Here is a 22,712-nt window from a genome sequence, read left to right as displayed (position 1 = left end):
TTCTACAACTGGCTGTAGAAATGGCGAGTTTTAAATTATGATTTATGCCGAATCGTTCTGACTGTAAGAGGGTGTTTCCGTGATTGAAATCGATGCGCTGCGCAGCCGCATGGCGCGCCAGGCGATGGCTATCGCCAGCGGCAACGGCTACACGCCGTCGCCGGTGCCGCGGGTGAAGATTTTGTATGTCGATCGCCACAGCCCGCGTCAGCCGGTGATGTATGAACCGGGGATCGTCATTGTTTTTCAGGGGCACAAGGTCGGCTATTGCGGCAATAAGAAGTTCCAATACGATCCGCGCAACTACCTGCTGATGACGGTGCCGCTGCCGTTTGAATGCGAAACCTTCGCCAGCCCGGAACTGCCGCTGGTTGGGTTGGCGGTCAATATCGATACCCAAATGCTGCAGGACTTGCTGATCGACATCGGCGATGACGACTACCTGATGCAACCGCGCGCGGAGAGCAACGGGGTGAACCTGGCGGAAATGACGGAAGAGTTGCTGTGCGCCACCGAGCGTCTGCTCGACGTGATGGCCAATCCGCTCGACGCCCGGGTGCTTGGGCCGCAGATTGTACGGGAGATTCTCTATTATGTGCTGCGCGGCGCCTGCGGCGCGTCGCTGCAGGAGTTGGTCAATCGGCATACCCACTTCAGCCAGATCGCCAAGGCGCTGCGGCGTATCGAACATCAGTATGCCGACAGCATCAACGTCGAGCAGTTGGCCAGCGAGGTCAACATGAGCGTCTCGGCGTTCCACCACAACTTCAAGGCGGTGACCAACACCTCGCCGCTGCAGTACGTGAAGTCGTACCGGCTGCATAAGGCGCGACTGTTGATGGTTCATGACGGTCTGAAGGCCAGCACGGCGGCGATCCGCGTCGGCTACGAAAGCGCGTCGCAGTTCAGCCGCGAGTTCAAACGGCTGTTCGGCATGACGCCGAGCGATGAAGTCGCCCGGCTGCGCGAGGCCAACCCGCTGTTGCTGGAGGGCTGAGCCGCATTTATGGGGTTAAGACGATCTTGCCGAATGGCCCGCGATCGAGGTGATCCAGCGCCTGCGGCAGCTGATCGAAGCGGTATACCTGGTCGATCACCGGCTGCAGGTTGACGGCGTCCACGGCGCGCACCAGGTCTTCCAGCGCGCGGCGGTGGCCGACGCCGATGCCCTGAATCACTGCGGATTTTAATAGCAGCGGGCCGGCGGGGGCGGAAATTTCGTTGCCTTCCAGGATGCCTATTACCGAGATGCGTCCTCCCACCGCCACGGCGCGCACCGAATTGCCGAGGTTGGTGCCGCCCACGGTATCCACCACATGGTCGATGCCGCGATCCTGGGTCAGCTGATAGACCTTCTCCACCCAGTCGCCATGCAGGCGATTGATGCCGCGGTCGGCGCCCAGCGCCTTGGCGCGCGCCAATTTTTCGTCGCTGCCGGAAGTGACGTACACCTCGGCGCCGTGCGCTTTGGCGATCTGCAGCGCGAACAGCGCCACGCCGCCGGTGCCTTGCACCAATACCGAGTCGCCGGCGCGCAGCCTGCCTTGCTCCACCAGTGCGAACCAGGCGGTCAGCCCGGCGCACGGCAAGGTGCTGGCCTGAACATCGTCCAGCGACGCCGGCGCCGCCACCAGCCAATCTTCATGCACTATCACGTATTCCGCCAGCACGCCCTGATAAAAACCGCCGAGGGTGTGATAAGGCACCCGGCGCGCATCGCCGTAGGGTTTTTGCTCGCCGTCGAGCCAACCGGGGCTGAAGGTGGAAATGACGCGCGCGCCGGGCTGAAAGCGGCTGACGCCGGGGCCGATGGCATCGACCTCGCCGGCCATGTCCGAGGCGGGCGTGAACGGCTGCGGCAGCGTGAGCCCCATGCCGCTTTCAATCATCAGTTTGTCACGGTAATTGAGTGAGACAGCCTTCACTTTCACTCTGATTTCGTGCGGCCCCGGCTGTGGGATGGCGCTTGCGCTCAGCTGTAGGTGCTCACGCCCCAGGGCGCTCATCGTCCAGCGTTGCATTGTATTGGTCATGATGTTCTCCAAAGTCAGCGATTAACAGACCTGCCGATAATATCGTTGATAGAGGTTCGCCAGTGGCGATAAGATTTCCGCAGATTGTTTCTTTCAGAGCGACAAATCATGAGCGATCGGTTGAGCGGCATTTCGGTATTCGTTACCGCCGTGGAGGCGGGCAGTTTTGCGTTGGCGGCCAGTCGGCTGCATCTTTCGCGTTCGGCGGTCGGCAAAACCATCGCCCGGCTGGAACAGCGGCTGGGGGTGCGGCTGTTTCATCGCACCACGCGCAGCCAGAGCCTGACCGACGACGGTGCGCTGTTTTATGAGCGCTGCCTGCGGGCGCTGGAGGAGATCCGTGGCGCGGAAACGCTGCTGGAGTCGGGGAAACGACAGGTCAGCGGCCGGCTGCGGGTGTCGATGCCGGTGCTGTTTGGCCGCATGTGCATTGCGCCGCTGCTGACCGAACTGACGCGCGAGCATCCTGGGTTGGAGCTGGAACTGTCGTTCAGCGATCGGGTGGTGGACCTGATTGAGGACGGCTTCGATATGGCGATTCGCAACGGTACGCTGGCCAACAGCAGCGGCTTGGTGGCGCGCCGCATCGGCGATCACCGCATGGCGCTGTGCGCCTCGCCGGCCTATCTGCAGCGGTGCGGCGAACCGCTCAGCATCGAGCAACTGGCGCAGCATGAGGCGGTGACCTATATGCGCGCCGGCGCGCGGCGCAGCTGGTTGGTATTGGATAGCGACGGCAAGCCGCAGGACGTAATGCCGAATAACCGGCTGCAAATGGACGACCTGCAGGCGATTGCGGATGCGGCCACGGCGGGTTTCGGCATTGCCTGGCTGCCGTGCTGGCTGGTGCGTGAGCAGTTGTTGAGCGGGGCGCTGGTGCGCTTGCTGCGCGATCGGCCGGGCGCCGCCTTTGAAGCGCATGCGGTGTGGCCGCACACGCCCCACCTGCCGCTGAAGGTGCGGCTGGCGGTGGATACGCTGGTGAACAAACTGCCTGCCAGTCTGGCGTTGGTCGAGAAGGCGCTGTAGCGCGCCCGGTTCAGGAAGAGGCGGCGCGTTTTTTACGCCAGATCACCAGCATGGCGCCCAGCAGGCCGACGAACAGCAGCAACAGCGGCAGCAGCATCAGGCCGGTCATCACCTGGCTTTCATAGCGTTTCACCAGAGGGATTTGGCTGAACGCGTAGCCGAGGCCGACCAGCGCGCAGACCCAGATCGCCGCGCTCAGCCAGTTGAATACCTGGAAGCGCGAGCTGTTGAGCCCGGAAATGCCGGCCATGGTCGGCAGCAGGGTGCGCACGAAACCGAGGAAGCGGCCGATCAGCAGCGCCGTCAGCCCGTGGCGGTTGAACAGGTTGTGCGCGCGCTGGTGGTACTGTGCCGGCAGTTGCAGCAGCCAGCTCTTCACCAGGCCGGTGTGGCCCAGCCAGCGGCCCTGGATATAGCTCAGCCAGCAGCCGAGGCCGGCTGCGGCGGTCAGTATCAGCAGAGTGGGGGCAAAGCCCATCACGCCTTTGGCGATCAGCGCGCCCGACAGCAGCAGCAGGCTGTCACCGGGAAGGAAGGAGGCGGGCAGCAGTCCGTTTTCCAAAAACAGAGTGGTGAAAAGTACGGCGTAAACCACCCAAATTACGCTTGGATCGGCGAGGGCGATGAAGTCCTGCTGCCAAAGCGCATGAATAATCTCTCGTAATACATCCATTTTATGTCCTGTTGCATGCCGGTTGCGCCCGGGGTCACGTTCTCCAGGATGCGGCGGTTACCGTATCTGACAGTTACCCGGTTAGTGTACCGCTAATAGCTTAAGCCGACATTAAACGAGACGAAGAAAATTATCGGAATCCGCCTTAGCGCACGCCGTTGAGGCGATCGAAGCCGGCCGCCAGATCGGCGATCAGGTCTTCGACGTTCTCCAGACCGATATGCAACCGCACCAGCGTGCCGGAAAAATCGACGCCGCCCGCCGGGCGGATCGCTTCCAGTTCTTCCGGCTGGTTGGCCAGGATCAGCGACTCGAAGCCGCCCCAGGAGTAGGCCATGCTGAAGTGGCTGAAGTTGTCCAGGTAGGCGGCCAGCTGCGCCTCATCCAGCCGCTCTTTCAGCACGAAGGAGAACAGCCCGTTGCAGCCGCTGAAGTCGCGGCGATAGAACGCGTGGCCTTTGCAACTGGGCAGGGCCGGGTGATTGACCGTCGCCACCTCCGGCCGTTCGGCCAGCCAGTTGGCGACCTCAATGCTGCTGCGTTCGTGCTGCTTCAGGCGCACGCTCAGGGTACGCAGGCCGCGGCTCGCCATGTAGGCGGTGTCGGCATCCACCATCTGCCCCATCAGATAGGAGTACTCGCGCAGTTGATCCCAACAGCGCGCGTTGGCGACGGCGGTGCCGAGCATGTAATCGGAATGGCCGATCAGGTATTTGGTGCCGGCCTGAATGGAGATATCGATGTCGAAATCCAACGCCTTGAACAGCACGCCCGCCGCCCAGGTATTGTCGATCATGATCACCACCTCCGGCGCCACGGCGCGAATGGCCTGCACCATCGCCGGAATGTCCTGCACTTCCAGGGTGATGGAGCCGGGGGATTCCAGGAACACCACGCGGGTGTTGGGTTGGATCAACGTGGCGATATCGGCGCCGATCAGCGGATCGAAATAAGTGGTGCTGACGTTCATGCGGCCGAGGATATGGGTGCAGAAATCCTGGGTCGGTTCGTACGCCGAACCAGTGACCAGCAGGTGATCGCCGGCGCCGACGAACGACAGGATCGCATTGGCCACCGCCGCCGCGCCGCAGGGGTACAGCACGCAGCCGGCGCCGCCCTCCAGCTCCACCATTGCATCCTGCAGGGCGAAGTGGGTCAGGGTGCCGCGTCGGCCGTAAAACAGCTCGCCGTGGGCGCGTTGCGCGGTGGCGTGTTTTTTGGCAGCGACGGAGTCGAAGACCAAAGAAGAGGCGCGTTGCGTGACGGGATTGACGGAGCCCTGGGTGTAACGCTGGCTGCGGCCGGCGCCGATCAGCGTGGTTTCGATATGTTTTGACGTCATGGTACCTGGCTCACCTCTGGTTGCTCTGCACGTGCCCGTTTGCGATAGCCCTTACGTTAACATGAGTTAATATAGCCATCCAGACGTTTTAACTTCCAGATATAGAAACGGCTATAATTGTCTGTCGGGCGCGCATTTCTCGCCTCATCCTTCTGCCGTGGTGCGAGAGAGAAGCCCATTCATCGGTCAAGACGCCGTTCGGCAGCGCGGCGTTGTTGCGTCGTTGTGGGAGAAAAGTAACGAAATAACCCTATAAAAGGGGCAGTTGGCGGTGAACGGACGCAGATTGGCGCTTTGTGGCGGGGCTGGCTAAAATTTTCTCGTTTATTTGGTAAATAATAATGAGAACTACTATCAATCCCCGGTTGGTTTGATATGATCGCACGCTGAATTATTCCTTAATTTTGATCGGTAATGGGTGGAGGCACAGCGTGAAAACGGCTGGCAAGAATTTAAATCAAGGATCGTTCGGCCAGGGCCGGGCGCAGTGGGGCAAGGCCTTCGGCCGCAGCCTGATGGCTTCTATGGTGCTGGTCGTGGGGCTGGCCGGCAGCGCGCAGGCCGCGCCGGCGAGCAATCCGGCCGTTGCCGAAAGCGTTGCGCCGACCACCGCGCCTGCACCTGCGGCAGCCGCCGCGCCGGAGAGCATCACGCCGGTGAATCCGGCGCCAACGATCCAGCCACCGGAAACCCGCGGCATGGACCTGTCCGTTTGGGGCATGTACCAGCACGCCGACGCGGTGGTGAAAGCGGTAATGATCGGCCTGGTGCTGGCCTCGATCGTGACTTGGACCATTCTGTTCTCCAAAGGCAGCGAACTGCTGCGCGCCAAGCGCCGTCTGCGCCGCGAGCAGTTGGCGCTGGCCGAAGCGCGCTCGCTGGATGAAGCCTCCGAGCTGGCGCAAAACTTCGCCCCGGAGAGCGTCAGCGCGGTATTGCTGAACGATGCGCAAAACGAGCTGGAGCTGTCTGCGGAATCCAACGACAACAACGGCATCAAAGAGCGCACCGGCTTCCGCCTCGAGCGCCGCGTGGCGGCCTACAGCCGCAACATGGGCCGCGGCAACGGCTTCCTCGCCACCATCGGCGCCATCTCGCCGTTCGTCGGCCTGTTCGGCACCGTGTGGGGCATCATGAACAGCTTCATCGGCATTGCCCATTCGCAGACCACCAACCTGGCGGTTGTGGCGCCGGGCATCGCGGAAGCGCTGCTGGCGACCGCGCTGGGCCTGGTGGCGGCGATCCCTGCCGTCGTTATCTACAACATCTTCGCCCGCGTCATCAGCGGCCACCGTGCGCAGGTGGGCGACGTGGCGGCGCAGGTCATGCTGCTGCAGGGCCGCGATCTGGATCTGGCCGCGACGGCGGAAGCCAAGCGCTCACAGCACGCGCACCAACTGCGGGCGGGGTGAGTCATGGCGATGCGCTTAAATGAAGATCTGGACGACAGCGGCGAACTGCATGAAATCAACGTGACGCCGTTTATCGACGTCATGTTGGTGCTGTTGATCATCTTTATGGTGGCCGCGCCGCTGGCAACGGTAGATATCCGCGTCGATCTGCCGGCTTCTTCCGCCAAGCCGCAGCCGCGGCCGGAAAAACCGGTGTTCCTGTCGGTGAAGGCCGACAAGCAGCTCTACGTCGGCGATCAGCCGGTGAATGCCGATCAGCTGACTTCGGTGCTGGATCAACGTACCCAGGCTAACAAAGAAACCACCATCTTCTTCCAGGCGGACAAGAGCGTGGACTATGAAACGCTGATGAGCGTGATGGACACCCTGCGTAAAGCCGGCTACCTGAAAGTGGGGCTGGTGGGCATGGAGGGCGCCGCCAAGTAGCGGCAGCAAAACGATAAAGGGCGCTCAGGCGCCCTTTTTTATTGATTCTGAGATATCACTCCCCGGCTAACAAAGCCCGGGAACCGGCATGACGCCAGTGGATACGGCCCGGCAGATAAAGCGCGCTCTGTTCCAGCGGCCGTTCGTCGATAAGCGCGGTGACTTGGTCGAAGCTATGTTGCGCCAGTGCCAGGCAGTCTTGCGCGACCGTGTCTATCTTCAGCGTCATGCAGTCGAACAGGTAGTGATCGTCGAAGCTGCACAGGTGAATGTCGCTCTCCATCAGCTGATGCTGAGTCAGATAACGCAATACGCCTTCCAGCAGGCCGCAGGCGGCGGTAAACAGCGCTTTAGGCGGACGCCCCAGCTGTGCGCACAGCTGAGCAAACATCTCGTAACCTGAGCTGGGGTGATAGTTGCCGTTGATGATCCATTCCGGTTTGCATGTGATGCCGGCGCGCTCCAGGCCAAGCTGGAAGCCGGCGAGGCGATCGCGGGTCGGCGAAATGCGCGGCTGCCCGCCGAGAAAATAGATCTCATCCGGATGTTGGCGCGCGACCTTTTCCACCAGGTCGGCAGTCGAATTGACCGAATCGGTGATCACCAGCGGCAGTTCGGAGCCGGCGATCAGACGGTCCATCTGCACCACCGGCAGCCCGGCGTTGATCTTCTGGTATTCCGCGTCGTTCAACTGGCTGGAGGCGACGATCAAGCCATCCACCTGCCGCTGCACCAGACTGTTCACCGCCATCATCTCCTGCGCCGGGTTTTCATCGGTGCAGGCGATCAGCAGCTGCAGACCGGCTTCACGGCACAGCGTTTCTAGCTCGCGCGAAATCACCGCAAAGCCGTAGTTGGTCATCTCCGGCACTACCAGCCCCAGCGTGTGGCTGCGGTTGGAGCGCAAAGAGCGGGCGTGAATGCTGGGCTGATAATGGTGTTCGTGCGCCAGCGCCAGAACGCGATCGCGGGTGTCGTCGGACACCCGATATTCCTTGCTGCGGCCGTTCAGCACCAGGCTGGCGGTCGATTTCGACACCCCGGCCAGCGTGGCGATGTCACTGATGGTAATGCGTTTATTTTTTTTCACTGACGCCATCTGAAGTCATCGGAGGATGCGTCATTCTAGCATGCATGGCGTCAGCGGCCAGTATTCCAACGCCAGCGGCGCGCTCCCGCACAGCCGCAGTTGCGGCTCACCAGCCGGGAAGTAGCGCGCGCTCATCACCGCCTCGCCGCGGTTGATGAAAATTTCCACGCTGGAACGATCGAACAGCAGTTGCAGATGCGTGACCGAGCCGCGCCAGTAACGGTGCTCCGGCCGGCCGTCGGTCAGGGAAGTGCGCGTCAGCTGCAGCCTTTCGCCGTCCCAGTTCAGCGTCATCGCGTCGCCAAAGGTTGCGCTGAACGCGCCCTGCGGCGTCATTTGCAACTCCGCGGCCTCCAGCGCATAGGCGGGGGCGTCATCGGCGCGGCCTTGCCAGCCTGCTCGCTCACCGCGCAGCTGTTGCAGCTCGCGCGCCGGGCGCTGGTGGAGGCGGCCTTGCCAGCCTGCTCGCTCACCGCGCAGCTGTTGCAGCTCGCGCGCCGGGCGCTGGTGGAGGCGGCCATGCCGCAGCGACAGCTCGCGCGGGCAGGTCATGGTGTGGATCCAGCCGTAACGGCGCGTCGGATGGGCTTCTTCATCTTGCTCGGGCACGCCCATCCAGCCGAACAGCAGGCGGCGGCCATCTTCCGCCAGCGTCGTCTGCGGCGCGTAGAACTCGAAGCCGGCGTCCAGCTCGCGGAATTCGCCGTGGCTGAAGGCCGCCTGCCGGTAATCCAGCTTGCCGAGCAGATAGCCGGCCTGATAACGGTTGAGATAGTGTTCCGGCTGCGGCGCCAGCCCCTGCGGGCAGCAGATCAACACATCAGCGCCGTCCAGCGTGAACAGATCCGGGCACTCCCACATGTAGCCGAATTCCTCTAAGCCGTTCAGACCGGAACCGGCGATCTCGCCCAGCGATTGCCAGTCACGCAGATTGCTGGAACGAAACAGCAGCACCTTACCGCGATCCTGCAAGTCACGCGCGCCGAGCACCATGTACCAGTCATTTTGATGACGCCACACTTTCGGATCGCGTACGTGACCGCTGTAGCCCTCCGGCAGCGGCAGCACCGGCCCGAGCTTGCGGTATTCGCCCCGTTCGCTTTCCTGAGCCAGGCATTGGTAAGCGGTGCGTGAGCCGTCTGGGAATTTCACGTTGCCGGTGTAGATCAGCGTGATTTTGCCTTCCGCCGCCACCGCCGAGCCGGAGTAACAGCCGTGGCTGTCGTAACAGGCGCTGGGCGCCAGGGCGATTGGCTGGTGCTCCCAACGCAGCAAATCGGCCGACTGCCAGTGTCCCCAGCATTTGTTGCGATGATCGCAACCCAGCGGATTCCACTGATAAAACAGATGATAAACGCCGTTGTGCTGGATAAAGCCGTTGGGATCGTTCAGCAGGCCAACGCTGGGCGCCAGATGCCAGGCCGGGCGGTGCGGATCGCGCAGCGCGAGCGGCTGGCCGTTCATGACCGCCCGCATTGCCTGTTTGATTAAGCTGAGTTCTTCCATCATTGCGCGTCCGTTTTGTATTTCAGCAGCAGAGAGAGGACAAAGGCGCTGCCAAACGCGATCGCCAGACCGATGATATAGCTGACCAGAGAACTGGCCTGCACGATCGCCATGCCGGGGATCGCCGTCAGCCCGACCGCGTTCATGCCGACATGGTTGGCCACCACCCAGGCCCCGCCGAGCGCGCCGCCCGCCAGCGCCGCCAGAAATGGTTTCACGAAGCGCAGATTGATGCCGAACAGCGCCGCCTCGGTGATGCCGAGCATGGCGGAAAAGGCCGAAGGCACCGCAATGGCTTTGATTTTGGCGTCGCGGGTTTTGAAATAGACCGCCAGGCAGGCGCCGCCCTGAGCGATGTTGGCCATCGACCAGATCGGCAGCAGGAAGTTGACGCCGATAGTGGGGTTGCCGAGCAGCCCGGCCTCTACCGCGTGGAAACTGTGGTGGATGCCGGTAATGACGATAGCGGAATAGAGGCCGCCGAACAGCAACCCGGCGAACCACCCCGCATGAGCGATCAGCGTGCTGAGCACGAAGGAGATGCCGTCGCCCAGCGCACGGCCGGCGGGGCCGATAAACAGCAGGGCGACAAAGCCTGAGATCACCACCGTCAGGAACGGCGTCAGGATCAGATCGAGCGCGTTGGGGATCACCTTACGCAGACGTTTTTCCAACAGGCTCATGAACCACACCGTCAGCAGCACCGGAAATACCGTGCCCTGGTAGCCGATCATGGCGATGTCCAGACCGAAGAAATTCATGGTGTGGAACCCGCCGGCGACGCCCCAGGCATTGGTCAGCGCCGGATGCGTCAAAATGCCGCCGAGCGTGGCGCCCAGATAGGGATTGCCGCCGAATTCGCGTGCGGCGGTGAAACCGATCAGAATCGGCAGGATAATGAACGCCGCCGAGCTGAACATATCCAGCATGATGAACAGCGCGCTGTTGGCATCGGCCCAGCCGTAGGTTTTCACCATGCCGAGCAGCCCCATCAACAGGCCGGAAGCGACGATCGCCGGGATGATTGGCACGAAGATGTTCGACAGCAGGCGCGCGATGCGCTGCAGCGGGTTGAGCTTTTTCGCCGCGATATCGGCGGCTTCGGCCTTGCTGGATTCGCTGACGCCCGCCGCCTTGATGAATTCCGCATGCACCTTGTTGACCAGTCCGGTGCCGAAGATCACCTGGATCTGACCGGCGTTGCTGAAGCAGCCTTTAACGCCGTCCAGTTTGCCGATGGCCTCTTTGTCCACCTTGCTGTCGTCCACCAGCACCAGGCGCAGGCGCGTGGCGCAGTGGGCGGCGCTGGCGATGTTCTCTTTACCGCCGAGCAGCGGCAACAGCGCGTTGGCGGTTGCGGTAATGTCCATGTTGTCCCCTTGCTAAATAAAAATGCCGCCGCGCAGTTTGCGGCGCAGCGCCGTGAATCGATGTCAGAAGAAATACTTGAATCTGGCGCGCATGCCGTAACGCTGGTCGTTGTCGCCGTTGGCGATCTTGTTGTCGGCGTTGGCTTCCAGCAGCGACACATAGGCGCCTAAATACAGGTTGAAATTCTTCATATTCATAATGTTAGGTATCTGATACGACGCGTGAACGGTGTGGATGTCGTAGTTGCCCGGTTCGCTGAGCGGGTTGTGGATATCGGCGGCGATCCCGGCGGTATTGAACTCTTTGATATTGTTATGGGCATAGATATAACCCAGTTCGAAGCGCCGCCACAGCACGTTGACGCCGGCGGTGAAGTCTTGCTCGCCTGAGGCATCCAGATAGGCGGTGCTCAGGTTGGCCACCACGCCGTTATCCGGGTTGGCGGCGCTGTTGTTCCAACTCATCGTCATGCCGTAGCCGTTGCGCTTGGATTGGTCGACGAAGCGGCCCTGACTGTCCTGATAGCCGTAAGCGTTATTCACCACGTTGCTTTCCATCGCCGCCGCGATGCTGAAGGCGTCTTTCTTCCAGGCGATCACCGGGCGCAAATAGGCGACGTTTTTCTTATTTTCCAGCGCATTGCCGTGGTAGCTGTTGTCCTGGAACAGCGAGGTGCCGTCTTCCACCAGCGTGTTCAGTTCGAAATAGACATCCCCGGCGTATTTGCTCAGCATCAGGTTGCCGCCGCTGCTGCTGCGGCCGCGGCCTTCTTTCATCATGTAGATATAGCCGAAGCCGTCGGCGTACAGGTCGTTGGCGGTATTGCCGGAGTATTGAATGAAGGTATCCTGATTCAGCGGGAACATGTCGTAGGCTTCGAAGCGGCCGATTTTGGTTTGCCAGTTCTTTTCATTGCCGAAGAAGAAAGCGGCGTCGTCCAGGTTCATTTTGCCGCTCATGTCCGCCAGCGGCTGGACGCTGAAGCCGGAGAAGTTGCCGTCCGGATTGCGGCGGTAGCCGTCCAGCCCGACCAGAATGCGGCCATTGATGTCCCAGCGCTCTTTGTTGCCGGGTTTCCAGTCCTTGTGGTCGCTGCCTTTCAGCGACGTCAGCTGGCCGCTGCGGCTGGCGCCGTCCAGATTGAACTCCACGTCGCCGTACAGTTTCAGATCGTTGAAACCGTTCAGTTTCAGCGCGCTGGTCGGAGAGGATTGCGTTTCAAGCGCGGCGGCGCGCTGCACGACCTGCGCGGTTTGCCTTTCGGTGCTGGCGGTGCGCAGTTCCAGCTGTTGCGCCCGGCGTTCCGCCGCGGTGGCGCGAGTTTCAGCCTGAGCGGCGCGCTGTTCCGCCTGCGCCAGGCGTTGTTCCAGCGCGTTGAGGCGCGCCTCGATGCCGCCGTCGCCGGAGGCTGCAGCGGCAGACGTGGAGAGGAAAAGCCCTGTTGTTATCGCCAAATAGCTGAGTTTTTTCATCATCGTCTATCATCCGGGAAGGGTTGTTATTATTTTTTGCTAAATTGCTAAACCGGTTTTTCATGGCGAAAGATAACGATCGAGGAGCGGACTGGCAATCAAGTTTGCTAACCCGATTCAGCTATTGTGATCGAGCGCGCAAATCGCGGGTTAAAAGACCACGGCGCCCAGGGGATCGCCGTGGATGCAGGGGATCAACGCAGAAAAGCGGCCAGCTCTTCGGCGTGAGGCAGGGCGGTCATGGCGCCCTTGGCGGTGGTGGCCAGCGCGCCGCAGGCCTGAGCCTGGGCGATAACCGCCGGCCACTGCGCGTCCTGCGGCAATGCGTGAAGGCGCGCCAGCGCCGCTAACAGCCCGGCGACAAACGCGTCGCCGGCGCCGGTGGTATCGACCGGCACGACCGACGGCGCGCGGAAATGGCGCAGGCGATGCCCATCGTGTACGCAGACGCCGTCGCCGCCCAGCGTCACCAGCAGCAGGCGCAGCGGATAGGTTTGCATCATCCAGCGGATGCCGTTCTCCACATCGTCAAGGTGGCTGATGAAAGCCAGCTCTTCGCGCGACAGTTTCACCACATCCGCCAGCAGCAGCGCCTTTTGTAGGCAGGGGCGCAGCGCTTCCGGCTGACGCCAGACCTCTTCGCGGATGTTGGGATCGAAACTGACCCGGCCGCCGACTGCCCGCATGCGTTCCATCGCCGTAAAGGCCGCGCTGCGGCTGGGCTCCTGCGACAGCGCGATGGAGCAGAGGTGCAGCCATTCGCCCCGTAGGAAAGCCGGCAGATCGTCGGGCTGCAAAAACAGATCGGCGCTGGGCTGCACCATAAACGTGAATGAGCGCTCACCGTGCTGATCGAGATCCACCACCACCGTGGAGGTGTGGTGTTCGGGATCCGGTCGCATATGACCGATATCCACCCCTTCATCGCTCAGCACCTGCTGCAGAAAGGCGCCGAAGCTGTCTTGCCCCACCCGGCCGATAAAGGCGCTGTCGCCGCCCAAGCGGGCGATACCCACCGCCACGTTCGCCGGCGCGCCGCCGGGGCATTTGAGATAACCGTTGGCATTTTCCGGCATCAGGTCGATCACGGCGTCGCCCAGCACCCATACGCGATTCATCATGCTTAATCCCTGTTTTTGTCGTTGTCAGATGGTGAGCTAAAATAGAAGAACCGGTTTAGCAAGGCAATGAAATAATCCTCAGAGCCGCTTGGTCAGTGAGGAAGATCAATCTTTCTGCTGGGCTTGGGGAAGAGGGAATCTGCCCCGCGAACCAGCGCGGGGCGAGATAGCGGGGCGTTTAGCCCAGCTTCGGATAGACGCCGGGACCGATTGGCAAGCCTAGCGCATACCAGACCAGCAGCAGCAAAATCCACACGCTGAAGAACACCACGGGATAGGGCAGGATCAGCACGTAATAGGTGCCGAGCTGCGCGTCTTTGCGGTAGCGCTGCAGGAAGCCGAGGAACAGCGGCAGGAACGGTGACATCGGCGCCAGCGGCAGCACTGCAGAGTCGGCGATGCGAAAGATCATCTGGGCGAACGCCGGGTGGAAACCGAGCAGCATAAACATCGGCACGAAGATCGGCGCCAAAATTGACCAGATCGCCGAGCCGCTGGCGATGAACATGCACAGGAAGGCGGAGAGGAACATCAGGCCGAGAAATGCCGGTGCGCCGCTCATGCCGGCGGCTTCCAGCATATCGGTCAGACCGACGGCCATAAACTTGCCCATGTTGCTCCAGTTAAAGAACGCCACGAACTGCGACAGCGGAAACACCATCACGATGAAACCCGCCATGCTTTTCATCGGATCGAGCAAGTGGTGGGGAATATCGTCCGGCCGCCGGATCTGTTTGGTGACTACGCCATAGGTAATGGCGACGGTGAAGAAGAACAGGATGATGATCGGCACAATACCCTTGATGAACGGGGAAGGGATCACCGAACCGGTGTTCGGGTCACGCAGCGGCGCGGCCTCCGGCACCACCAGAGCGGCGATGATGGCGATAAACACCAGCGCGGCGATGCCGCTCATCATCAGCCCCCGGTTCTGCAGCGGGGTCAGCGCTGCGATTTTGTCTTCGGCGCCGCCTTGCCACTTCGGCAGACGGGGCTCGATAAACTTGTCGGTGAGCAGCGCGCCGGCGATGGTCAGCACGATCACGGAGGTGGCCATAAAGTACCAGTTGTCTATCACGCTGACGTGAACCGCGCCATCCACCGCTTTGGTGGCTTCGGTGCTGATGCCGGAAAGCAATACGTCGGTGGTGACGATCAACAGATTGGCGGTAAAACCGGAGGCGACGCCGGCGATCGCCGCCAGCAGTCCGGCTATCGGGTGGCGACCCACCGCTACAAACATCAGCGCGCCGAGCGGCGGCATCACCACCAGCGCGGCGTCCGACGATATATGACTGAAGAAGGCGATAAACAGCACCATATAGCTGGCGTAGCGGGCGCTGACGCGCGAGGCCATTTTATACATCAGCGCCTGCAGCAGGCCGACCTTTTCCGCCAGGCCGGCGCCTATCACCAGCGCCAAAATAGCCCCCAGCGGCGCAAAACTGCTGAAATTATGGATGATATTGGGAAATATCCACTGCATGCCCGCCACGCTCATCAGGTTATTCACCTTGATGAGCTCGCCGGTGGCCGGATTTTTCACCGCCACATCGAGCCAGGAAAACAGCGCGGTGGCCAGCATAAGCACCAGGATCAAATAGACGAACAATAAAAACGGATTGGGGATCTTATTGCCGATGCGTTCCACCCAGTAAAAAACGCGTCCGGGGCTTTTATTGATTGGCGTTGTGGCCTCACTCATGATTTTACCCTCTGTGTTTGCTCTGTTGTGTGATTGTTATTATTTGATTTATTTATAATTATGCTCGGTGGCCCGGTGTTCCGGGCCCTGTCTGTTCATGCTATTTCAATGGAGATGGCTTCACCCCCTGCGGGATGGGGCAGCGGTACGGCTGTTCGGCGCGCTGGCGCTCAAACTCGCTGCGGCAGCGCGCCAGCAGGGCGCTGTCGCTCAGCAGATCGACGGCGGTCGCCGCCATCACCTTGCCGGCCAGGCACATGCCCTTATGGGCGATAGCGGTGCGGCCCTGCGCCACCAGTTGCCAGGTGTGCAGCGGAGTGCCGAGTGCGAAACAGGGGCTAAAGCATTGGGCGGTCGGCGCCACCCAGCTCACGTCGCCAACGTCGGTAGAGCCGTACAGCAGATCGTCGGATTCCACATAAGGAGCGACCTCGTCCATCAGCACCTTATCTCCCAGCAGTTGCACCCACTCGCGCCCGGCTGCACCGCCGGTGCGGGCAATGTTGAGTTTGGCGTTGCGCAGATCGTCGCGGCTCAGCGTCTGGCGGATTTCCTCGGCGAAGCGGCGTTCGGCGTCGCTGTACTCGGGCAGACCGAAATCACACAGGTTTTGATACATCGCGCGTTCAAGACTGCGGTTTGGCACATAGTTGGAGCAGGCCTTGTCGAAGCGCACTTCCATCTGGGTGTCAGTCATCAGCGCTGCGCCCTTGGCGATGTTGATCACCCGTTGGTAAATGTCCTGCGCCTGGTCGAGCTGCGGTGCGCGGATCAGGTACAACACCTCGGCGTCGGCCTGCACCACGTTGGGGGAGCTGCCGCCGGTGTGGGTGACCGCATAGTGCAGCCGCGCTTCTTGCACAATATGTTCGCGCAGGAAGTTGGCGCCGGTATTCATCAGCGTCACCGCGTCCAGCGCGCTGCGCCCCAGGTGCGGCGAGTTGGCGGCATGGGCGGCGACGCCCTTGAAGTGAAACGCCGCCTGAATGTTGGCCAGCGTACTGGTGTTGAACATGCCGCTGAAGCCTTCCGGGTGCCAGGTGAGGGCGGCGTCGACGTCGTCGAACAGGCCTTCGCGCACCATAAAGGTTTTGCCGGAGCCCCCCTCTTCGCCCGGGCAGCCGTAGAAGCGCAGGGTGCCGGTCAGCCGGTTCTGCTGCATCCACGCCTTGGCGGCGAAGGCGCCCGCCAGCGCCGCGGTGCCCAGCAGATTGTGGCCGCAGCCATGGCCGTTGCCGTTTTCCACCAGCGGCTGCGGCGTGGCGCAACCGGACCGCTGGCTCAGCCCGGCCAGCGCGTCGTACTCGCCCAGCAGCGCGATAACCGGGTGACCGCTGCCGTAGCTGGCGATAAACGCCGTCTCGATGTCGCCCACGCCGCGCTCGACCGAGAAGCCTTCCTGTTCCAGCGCATCGGCCAGCAACGTGGCGGAATAGGTCTCGTTAAAGCGCGTTTCCGGATGGTCCCAAATCGCGTCGCTCAGCGCGCTGAAGCGGGACTGGCGTTGGTCAATGTAGTCGTCGATAAAAGCCTGCAGTTCTGAGTTGCTCATGCTCCGCTCCCGAATGTCGGCAGGTTCAGCGCCAGCGACGCCAGCGTTTTCACCGCCACCGCCATCACCTGTTCGTTGAAGTCGAATTTCTCGTTATGGTGTCCGGCGCTCAGCTCGGTGCCGAAAATGACATATGAGGCTTGGCCGCCGCGGGATTTCACCCGTTCCATCATGTAGGTGGCGTCTTCCGAACCCGCAGCCTGTTCGCGGCGATCGACCACCGAGGTCAGCTCGGTTATCTGCTGCGCCTGGCGACGGATGTAATCCACCCACGGTTGGGTCGGTTTGCTGCTCTGCGCCGCGCCCATCAGCGCGATGTCGCAGGCGACGCCGTGCATTTTGGCTGCGCCTTCGATGGCGTTCAGCGCCTGTTGATAGACGAACGCGTTGATCTCATTGGTGGCGCCGCGCGTCTCCACCTTCATAAACGCCCGATCGGCGATCACGTTGCGGCCGGTGCCGGCCTGTAGCACGCCGACATTGATGCGCGAGCTGCCTTCGCTGTGGCGCGGGATGGCGTAAAGCCCCAGCGCAGCCTGCGCCGCTGCCAGCAGCGCGTTGCGACCGTCTTCCGGCTTGGCGCCGGCGTGGGAGGCGACGCCGCGAAAGGTAACGTCCAGCTTGCTGGTGGCCATAAAGCTGTCGCTGCCGCACACCAGCTCGCCGGCCGGCACGCCGGTGCCGATATGCACCGCGGTGAAGAAATCGACGTCGTCCACCACGCCGGCCTCCACCATCGATTTTGCGCCGCGCGTGCCTTCTTCCGCCGGCTGGAAGATCAGTTTGACGGTGCCGCTAAGCTGGGACTCCAGGCTTTTGAACACGTGCGCCAGCCCCAGGCCGATGGTGGTATGGCCGTCATGACCGCATGCATGCATCATGCCGCTGTTGCAAGAGGCGAATCCTTCACGGAACGGCAGGTGCTCGGGTTCCAGCAATTCGTTGAGATCGAGGGCGTCCATATCCACGCGGTAGGCGATAGTCGGGCCGGGGCGGCCGGTATCGAGCGTAGCGACGATGCCGGCGAAGCCGCCGGAAAAATGCGGCAACCATTTTTCCAACGCGCCCTGATTGCGGGCGCGCAGTTCCTGCGCCTCCAGCTCATCGGACGAGGGCAGTCCCATGCGCGCCTCGGCCTTGATGACCTCGCGGCCCAGCTGCAAACGATAACCCAGCCGATCGAGTTCTTCCGCCACCAGGGTGGCGGTGCGAAACTCAAACCAGCCGGATTCGGCATAGCGGTGGAAGTCGCGGCGCCAGGCCTGCAATTGCGGGTACAGATCGGCCACCAACATCGAAAGCGAATTAGTCATAGTGATATCTCATAAGTTATCGCGCGCTGGATCGCTCCAGGCAGCAGTTATGCTCTGAACTGAAATCAGACGGTGAAGCTATTGCAAAGAAAAAGGTGCGTTTGGTTACTAACTGCCGTGAATGGCGCTTATTGGCGCAGAAAATGCGCTTAATTAAGCGAAATAAGAATTTGGTTATTTATTATGTTTTTTCCGAATGTACACAATGGAATCTGGCTAAATAAGATGCCAATATCTTGCTATTGATAAATAACGGTTATCGCCTTTCGCCTATGCCAGCCTCGATAAAATTGCACCAATTGCGCGCATTTGTGGACGTTAGCCGCCAGGGCAGCATCCGCGCCGCCAGCCGCACCTCTCGCCTTTCCCAGCCTGCACTGACCAAAGCCATTCAGGAGCTGGAAGAGGTGCTGGGCGCCAAGCTGTTTATTCGCCGCAGTCAGGGGGTGGTATTGACCGACTGCGGCGATAACTTTTTCCAGCATGCCAGCCTGATCCTCGAAGAACTGCGGGTGGCGCAGGAAGACATTCAGCAGCGGCTGGGGTTGGCGGGCGGCACGGTGAATATCGGCGTTGGCGGCAGCATTGCGCGCACCGTGATGCCGCAGGTGGTCACCCAGTTTCACCGTGAGTATCCGAACGTGAAGGTGCGCATCGTCGAGGGGCAACTGGTGTCGATGATCCCAGAACTGCGCCAGGGCGAGCTGGATTTTACCGTCAATACCTATTACCCCAGCAGCCTCGACAACGAGCTGCAGTATGAACGGCTGATGGAAAAAGAGTATCGGGTGGTAGTGCGCAAAGGGCATCCGATGGAGGGGGCGACCTCGCTGAAACAGCTGCAGCACTGCGACTGGACCATGCCGACGCCGAAAGGCAGTTATTACCGGCTATTGCACGATCTGTTCGGGGACTTGGGCATGGCGCCATCGATCAGCGTGACCTGTGAGACCTTTATGGCCTGTACCAGCCTGGTGGCGCAGAGCGATTTTGTCAGCATTCTGTCGGTGGACGTGATTTCGGATCCGATTCTGGGCAAGCATTTGGTGCCGCTTGAGCTGGAAGAGCGTCTGCCGAAAGCGACGTTTTATCTTATCCAACGGAAGGACACCACCTTGACGCCGATGGGCGCGCACCTGGCGCGCCTGTTTCGTCTTTATTGTCGGTGATACCGAAGCCCCATCGGGGCCTGGGTATCAGAAAGCGATCGACCCCTGCACGAAGAAGGTGCGCGGTTCGCCGACGTACTTGCCGAAGTTATTGTCGTTGGAGCGGGTGAAGTAGCGCTGATCGAACAGGTTTTTCACCCCGGCGCCCAGCGTCAGGTTCGACAGCTGCGGCCCGAAGTTATATTCCCCGCGCATATTCCACACCATGTAACCGGCGATGTTGCCGAACTGGCCATCGGCGCTTTCCTGCGTGATGTACTCCGGCCCGGTGCCCGGCGAATGCTGTTTCGACTGCGCATAACCGTCCAGATTCCATACCCAGCTGCCGGTGGCGTAACGCGTACCGACGGTATAGACCTGGCGCGAGTAGAACGGCAGATCTTTACCGGCGAAGTCGCCCTTGTCGGTGCTGGCCTTGGTGTAGGTATAGCTGGTGTAGACGCTGGCGCCGTCGAGCGCCCGATTCAGCTCGCTGAGATCGTAGCTGAGCGCCAGCTCGATGCCTTTGTGCTTGGTGGCGCCCATGTTGGTCCAGCCCACGTCGTTGCTGATGTACTGCAGCTGGTTATCGAAGTCGATGTAGAACAGCGTGGCCTCGGCCTTAACCACGGTGTCGTCGTAGCGGGTGCCGAACTCATAGGTGCGCGCTTTTTCCGCCGTCAGCCCCGGCGCCGGCTGGTTGCCGTTGCCGCCTTTGGTCAGTTGGAAATACTGCATGCTGCCGAACGAGGTGTTGGCGTTGGCGAACAGTTTCCAGGCGTCGGACAGGTGGTACATCACGTTCAATGACGGCAGCGGCTCGCTGTAGCTTTTCTCGCGGCTGATGTTGTTGAACGAATCGTCCACGTGGGTGCGAATGCTTTCATAACGCAGGCCCGGCGTGACCGTCCAGTTGCCGACGTTAATGGTGTCGTCGATATAGAACGCGTTGGCTGCGGTGCCGCCAGAGGTGTGCTGATAATAGTCCGGGGTCTCCGGCGTCGAGCCGATATTCGCCGGGTTATACCAGGCCGAACGAGACGCCTTTTCATCCATGGTTTCATTCAGGTAGCGGTAACCGAGGGTGATCTCGTGCGCCATATCCCAGAAACGGAAGACCTGCGAGTAACTTGGTTCGATCGCCCAGGTTGAATAGTGGCGCGGATAGGAAACCATGCGCCGCTGGCCCGCGTTTTTGCCGGTGCCTTCCGATTCGATGTTGCTGCCGCGGTAGCTGTCGGTGAAGTAGGTCAACACTTCGAACTGTTTGTCGTCTTCCTGATGTTTGTACTTGAACGACATATCCTTGCGGCGGCCTTCGAACTGGTCCCACGGCCGCGTGGACTGGAACGGGTTCTGCGCGTATTGCGCGCTGCTCAGCCCGCCCGGCATGCCGGCTTTGGCGTCGTAGTAGTGGAAATTGGCCAACAGTTCGTCGCGATCGGTAAACGCATAACGCGTTTTCAGCATGAAATCGTCGATGTCGGTGTTGTCGTTGTTGTCGCGGTAGCCCTGGCCGTGCAGGCCGGAATAGAGCAGTTCGGCGCCGAGGCCGTTGTCTGCGGTGCCGCCCACGGAGGCGCTGGTCAGGGTCTTCAGGCCGCCGTGGCTGGCGCCCTGGGTTTGTACGCTGGCGGTGCCGCCAAACGTTTTGGGAATGTCTCGGGTAACGAAGTTGATCACGCCGCCGACGTTCTGCGGCCCGTAGCGCACCGCGCCGCCGCCGCGCACAACGTCCACCGATTGCAGATTACCGATAGACAGCGGAGCCATCGACAGCTGCGGTTGGCCGTAAGGCGCGACCGCCAGCGGGACGCCGTCCATCAGAATGGTGGAGCGTGGAGAAAGGCGCGAAGTCAGGCCGCGCACGCCGACGTTGAGCGAGATGTCGCTGCCGCCGGTGCCGTTGCTGTCGCGCACTTGCACGCCGGGTACGCCGCGCAGGCTATCGGCGATGGTTTGGTCGCCCTGTTCGTGCATTTGCTGCTGGGTGACGATGGAACGCGCGCCCGGATGGTTGAGCAGCACCGAACTGGTATCAGGGTTGTCCAGCCAGTTGCCGACGACGGTCACGGTGTCGGTATCGTTCTGAGATGAGTTATCAGTAGCAAGGACAGGGAATGCGATGGCGATGGAAGCCGTCAGCAGAGAAAGCCGAAAAAGAGGTGACATAATAATGCCTTAAGAGTTTCAGACCCGGATGTATTTTTTAGAAAAGACAATCTTAATGATAATTATTGGCAAGTAAATAAAATTGTTACGGGATAGTTAAGTAGGCAACTAAATAATGACTGCGGGAAACAGGGCCCGGCTGGCGGGCCCTGGCGGGGGTTATTGTGGCGTAAGCCAGAAGACGCCGCTGTAATCCAGCGCGGTGAATTTCCGGTGCACCATTTTGATATCCGCTTGCGGATCAATATCTTTAAACAGCGCCGGGTGCAGGAATTTGGCGATCGCCTCAACCGCGATAAAGTTGAGCGGCGTGTCGTAAAATTGATGATAAATCGCCATCACGCGTTTTTCTTTCACCGCTTTCAGCACGTTAATGCCGGTGCGATCCAGCAGGTGCGCCAGTTTCTTTTGGCTGGTGGCCATATCGGTGGCGTAACCCAGCGGCACCGCCAGCGTGCCGCGATGGCCGCGGCTCCAGTCGGCGCCGGTCAGCAGATAGAAATCCGGGTTGCTGCTGATCACCTGTTCGACGTTCACTTCACCGCCCATGTCTGAAAACAGCGTGCTGCCGATATTGTTGCCGCCGGCGGTATCGATGAACTGCCCGAAACTGCCTTTGCCGAAGGTGTTGCAGCACTGTTCGCCTTTGATGCCGGCGCTGCGCTCGATGAAGACGCTGGGGCGCTGTTCCGGTTTCAGCGTGGCGACCCGCTGCCGCACCAGCTCGAGGCGCTGCTGATAGAGACGGATGAAGGCGTCGGCATTGGGCTGCTCGTCAAATACTTTACCCAACAGTGCCATGCTGGCGATGGTGTTGGTCAGCGGCTGTTGGCGAAAATCGATGATCAGCACCGGGATGCCGACTTTTTCCAGCTGGGTCAGCACGCCGCTGTCTTTCAATTTGCTCAGCAGGCCAATGTCGAAAATGATCAGATCCGGTTGACGCACCACCGCGCTTTCCACGCTGAAATCACTGGTGTAGGGGTTGTCGAAGGTGGGGATCTGCATGACCTGCGGGAATTTTTTCGCGTAGGCTTCAACCAGATCCGGCGCTTTGACCTTCAGCGAGTTGTCCCAGGCGATGATGTTTTTCAGCGGCTCCTGCGGATGCAGAATATTCAGCGCCAGCAACGCGCGGGCATCGGCCAGGATAACGCGTTTTGCCGGTTGCGGCAGGGTGACCTGGCGGCCGGCGACATCGGTGACGACGATCGGCGCGGCTTGAGCGGCGCCGGCCAACAGTAAAACGCAGGCGGCCAACCAGCGGCCGGCTTTGGCGATAAGAACAGCGGGCATGAAGATCCTTGGGTAATCGGCGAAGAACGAGAACGCAATGATAAGCGATAT

The 22,712-nt window shown here is 60.9% G+C and carries 18 protein-coding genes; 5 read left to right on the top strand and 13 right to left on the bottom strand.

Annotation, left to right across the window (positions count from 1 at the left end):
- Positions 1-109: 109 nt before the first annotated feature.
- On the top strand, positions 110-997 hold the full coding sequence (locus ACJ8PL_RS18465; RefSeq protein WP_156866316.1) for an AraC family transcriptional regulator: 888 nt from the start codon (positions 110-112) through the stop codon (positions 995-997).
- 7 nt (positions 998-1,004) lie between these two features.
- Here ACJ8PL_RS18465 and ACJ8PL_RS18460 read toward each other — a convergent pair whose 3' ends face one another.
- Complete coding sequence (locus tag ACJ8PL_RS18460; RefSeq protein WP_079450160.1) at positions 1,005-2,033, bottom strand: zinc-dependent alcohol dehydrogenase family protein; 1,029 nt, start codon at positions 2,031-2,033, stop codon at positions 1,005-1,007.
- Between the two features lie 108 nt (positions 2,034-2,141).
- On the opposite strand from ACJ8PL_RS18460, the gene ACJ8PL_RS18455 reads away from it, so the two are divergent.
- The gene (locus tag ACJ8PL_RS18455) at positions 2,142-3,062 is read left to right on the top strand and encodes a LysR family transcriptional regulator (protein ID WP_016930125.1); all 921 of its coding nucleotides are present in this window, start codon (positions 2,142-2,144) and stop codon (positions 3,060-3,062) included.
- Positions 3,063-3,072: 10 nt separating this feature from the next.
- Here ACJ8PL_RS18455 and ACJ8PL_RS18450 read toward each other — a convergent pair whose 3' ends face one another.
- Positions 3,073-3,735, bottom strand: a complete 663-nt coding sequence (locus ACJ8PL_RS18450; RefSeq protein ID WP_004937300.1) for a DedA family protein — start codon at positions 3,733-3,735, stop codon at positions 3,073-3,075.
- 145 nt (positions 3,736-3,880) lie between these two features.
- Complete coding sequence (gene metC, locus ACJ8PL_RS18445) at positions 3,881-5,077, bottom strand: cystathionine beta-lyase (RefSeq protein ID WP_016930124.1); 1,197 nt, start codon at positions 5,075-5,077, stop codon at positions 3,881-3,883.
- 431 nt (positions 5,078-5,508) lie between these two features.
- On the opposite strand from metC, the gene exbB reads away from it, so the two are divergent.
- Together exbB and exbD are read left to right on the top strand one after the other, a co-directional pair.
- Positions 5,509-6,489, top strand: coding sequence for a tol-pal system-associated acyl-CoA thioesterase (exbB, locus tag ACJ8PL_RS18440; RefSeq protein ID WP_072270933.1), 981 nt, complete (start codon positions 5,509-5,511; stop codon positions 6,487-6,489).
- A gap of 3 nt (positions 6,490-6,492) precedes the next feature.
- Positions 6,493-6,915, top strand: a complete 423-nt coding sequence (exbD, locus tag ACJ8PL_RS18435) for a TonB system transport protein ExbD (RefSeq protein ID WP_004937307.1) — start codon at positions 6,493-6,495, stop codon at positions 6,913-6,915.
- A gap of 55 nt (positions 6,916-6,970) precedes the next feature.
- Here the strand turns inward: exbD and ACJ8PL_RS18430 are convergent, their stop codons facing one another.
- The 8 genes from ACJ8PL_RS18430 to ACJ8PL_RS18395 all read right to left on the bottom strand — a co-directional run bounded on the left by ACJ8PL_RS18430 (position 6,971) and on the right by ACJ8PL_RS18395 (position 18,045).
- On the bottom strand, positions 6,971-8,014 hold the full coding sequence (locus ACJ8PL_RS18430; protein WP_016930122.1) for a LacI family DNA-binding transcriptional regulator: 1,044 nt from the start codon (positions 8,012-8,014) through the stop codon (positions 6,971-6,973).
- 21 nt (positions 8,015-8,035) lie between these two features.
- A complete protein-coding gene (locus tag ACJ8PL_RS18425; RefSeq protein ID WP_442531333.1) occupies positions 8,036-9,511 on the bottom strand; it encodes a glycoside hydrolase family 32 protein in 1,476 nt (491 codons plus the stop codon).
- Positions 9,511-10,881: a sucrose-specific PTS transporter subunit IIBC gene (locus ACJ8PL_RS18420; RefSeq protein ID WP_033639379.1), complete on the bottom strand. Its 1,371-nt coding sequence runs from the start codon at positions 10,879-10,881 to the stop codon at positions 9,511-9,513. Before ACJ8PL_RS18420 ends, ACJ8PL_RS18425 begins: the two co-directional genes overlap by 1 nt.
- 63 nt (positions 10,882-10,944) lie before the next feature.
- On the bottom strand, positions 10,945-12,354 hold the full coding sequence (locus ACJ8PL_RS18415) for a carbohydrate porin (RefSeq protein ID WP_049299938.1): 1,410 nt from the start codon (positions 12,352-12,354) through the stop codon (positions 10,945-10,947).
- Positions 12,355-12,548: 194 nt separating this feature from the next.
- Complete coding sequence (locus ACJ8PL_RS18410; RefSeq protein ID WP_110147417.1) at positions 12,549-13,475, bottom strand: aminoimidazole riboside kinase; 927 nt, start codon at positions 13,473-13,475, stop codon at positions 12,549-12,551.
- A 178-nt stretch (positions 13,476-13,653) separates the two neighbouring features.
- Positions 13,654-15,180, bottom strand: coding sequence for a p-aminobenzoyl-glutamate transporter (abgT, locus tag ACJ8PL_RS18405; protein WP_028127596.1), 1,527 nt, complete (start codon positions 15,178-15,180; stop codon positions 13,654-13,656).
- Positions 15,181-15,280: 100 nt separating this feature from the next.
- On the bottom strand, positions 15,281-16,732 hold the full coding sequence (locus ACJ8PL_RS18400) for a M20 family metallopeptidase (protein WP_115436530.1): 1,452 nt from the start codon (positions 16,730-16,732) through the stop codon (positions 15,281-15,283).
- Positions 16,729-18,045, bottom strand: coding sequence for a M20 family metallo-hydrolase (locus tag ACJ8PL_RS18395; protein WP_016930115.1), 1,317 nt, complete (start codon positions 18,043-18,045; stop codon positions 16,729-16,731). Before ACJ8PL_RS18395 ends, ACJ8PL_RS18400 begins: the two co-directional genes overlap by 4 nt.
- A gap of 272 nt (positions 18,046-18,317) precedes the next feature.
- Between ACJ8PL_RS18395 and ACJ8PL_RS18390 the strand changes: the two genes are divergently transcribed.
- Positions 18,318-19,214, top strand: a complete 897-nt coding sequence (locus ACJ8PL_RS18390; RefSeq protein WP_015379061.1) for a LysR family transcriptional regulator — start codon at positions 18,318-18,320, stop codon at positions 19,212-19,214.
- 27 nt (positions 19,215-19,241) lie between these two features.
- Here the strand turns inward: ACJ8PL_RS18390 and ACJ8PL_RS18385 are convergent, their stop codons facing one another.
- Both ACJ8PL_RS18385 and ACJ8PL_RS18380 read right to left on the bottom strand, forming a co-directional pair.
- Complete coding sequence (locus ACJ8PL_RS18385; RefSeq protein WP_028127597.1) at positions 19,242-21,365, bottom strand: TonB-dependent receptor family protein; 2,124 nt, start codon at positions 21,363-21,365, stop codon at positions 19,242-19,244.
- Positions 21,366-21,524: 159 nt separating this feature from the next.
- Positions 21,525-22,661 (bottom strand): ABC transporter substrate-binding protein, encoded by a 1,137-nt coding sequence (locus tag ACJ8PL_RS18380; RefSeq protein WP_079451641.1) that lies wholly within the window; start codon positions 22,659-22,661, stop codon positions 21,525-21,527.
- Positions 22,662-22,712: the final 51 nt, after the last annotated feature.

It is taken from the genome of Serratia sp. CY83965 (assembly GCF_052166375.1).
Classification (GTDB): Bacteria; Pseudomonadota; Gammaproteobacteria; order Enterobacterales; family Enterobacteriaceae; genus Serratia; species Serratia marcescens.
Note: the sequence above shows the minus strand (reverse complement) of the source record. Positions and strands in the feature narration are given on the sequence as shown.

Bases quoted from the DNA above. Each gene is read 5' to 3' on its own strand.
- ACJ8PL_RS18390 (WP_015379061.1), top strand. From the start codon at position 18,318: ATGCCAGCCTCGATAAAATTGCACCAATTGCGCGCATTTGTGGACGTT.
- ACJ8PL_RS18380 (WP_079451641.1), bottom strand. From the start codon at position 22,661: ATGCCCGCTGTTCTTATCGCCAAAGCCGGCCGCTGGTTGGCCGCCTGC.
- ACJ8PL_RS18400 (WP_115436530.1), bottom strand. From the start codon at position 16,732: ATGAGCAACTCAGAACTGCAGGCTTTTATCGACGACTACATTGACCAA.
- abgT (WP_028127596.1), bottom strand. From the start codon at position 15,180: ATGAGTGAGGCCACAACGCCAATCAATAAAAGCCCCGGACGCGTTTTT.
- ACJ8PL_RS18420 (WP_033639379.1), bottom strand. From the start codon at position 10,881: ATGGACATTACCGCAACCGCCAACGCGCTGTTGCCGCTGCTCGGCGGT.
- ACJ8PL_RS18455 (WP_016930125.1), top strand. From the start codon at position 2,142: ATGAGCGATCGGTTGAGCGGCATTTCGGTATTCGTTACCGCCGTGGAG.
- ACJ8PL_RS18465 (WP_156866316.1), top strand. From the start codon at position 110: ATGGCGCGCCAGGCGATGGCTATCGCCAGCGGCAACGGCTACACGCCG.
- ACJ8PL_RS18460 (WP_079450160.1), bottom strand. From the start codon at position 2,033: ATGACCAATACAATGCAACGCTGGACGATGAGCGCCCTGGGGCGTGAG.
- ACJ8PL_RS18430 (WP_016930122.1), bottom strand. From the start codon at position 8,014: ATGGCGTCAGTGAAAAAAAATAAACGCATTACCATCAGTGACATCGCC.
- exbD (WP_004937307.1), top strand. From the start codon at position 6,493: ATGGCGATGCGCTTAAATGAAGATCTGGACGACAGCGGCGAACTGCAT.
- ACJ8PL_RS18385 (WP_028127597.1), bottom strand. From the start codon at position 21,365: ATGTCACCTCTTTTTCGGCTTTCTCTGCTGACGGCTTCCATCGCCATC.
- metC (WP_016930124.1), bottom strand. From the start codon at position 5,077: ATGACGTCAAAACATATCGAAACCACGCTGATCGGCGCCGGCCGCAGC.
- ACJ8PL_RS18395 (WP_016930115.1), bottom strand. From the start codon at position 18,045: ATGACTAATTCGCTTTCGATGTTGGTGGCCGATCTGTACCCGCAATTG.
- ACJ8PL_RS18410 (WP_110147417.1), bottom strand. From the start codon at position 13,475: ATGATGAATCGCGTATGGGTGCTGGGCGACGCCGTGATCGACCTGATG.
- ACJ8PL_RS18415 (WP_049299938.1), bottom strand. From the start codon at position 12,354: ATGAAAAAACTCAGCTATTTGGCGATAACAACAGGGCTTTTCCTCTCC.
- ACJ8PL_RS18425 (WP_442531333.1), bottom strand. From the start codon at position 9,511: ATGGAAGAACTCAGCTTAATCAAACAGGCAATGCGGGCGGTCATGAAC.
- ACJ8PL_RS18450 (WP_004937300.1), bottom strand. From the start codon at position 3,735: ATGGATGTATTACGAGAGATTATTCATGCGCTTTGGCAGCAGGACTTC.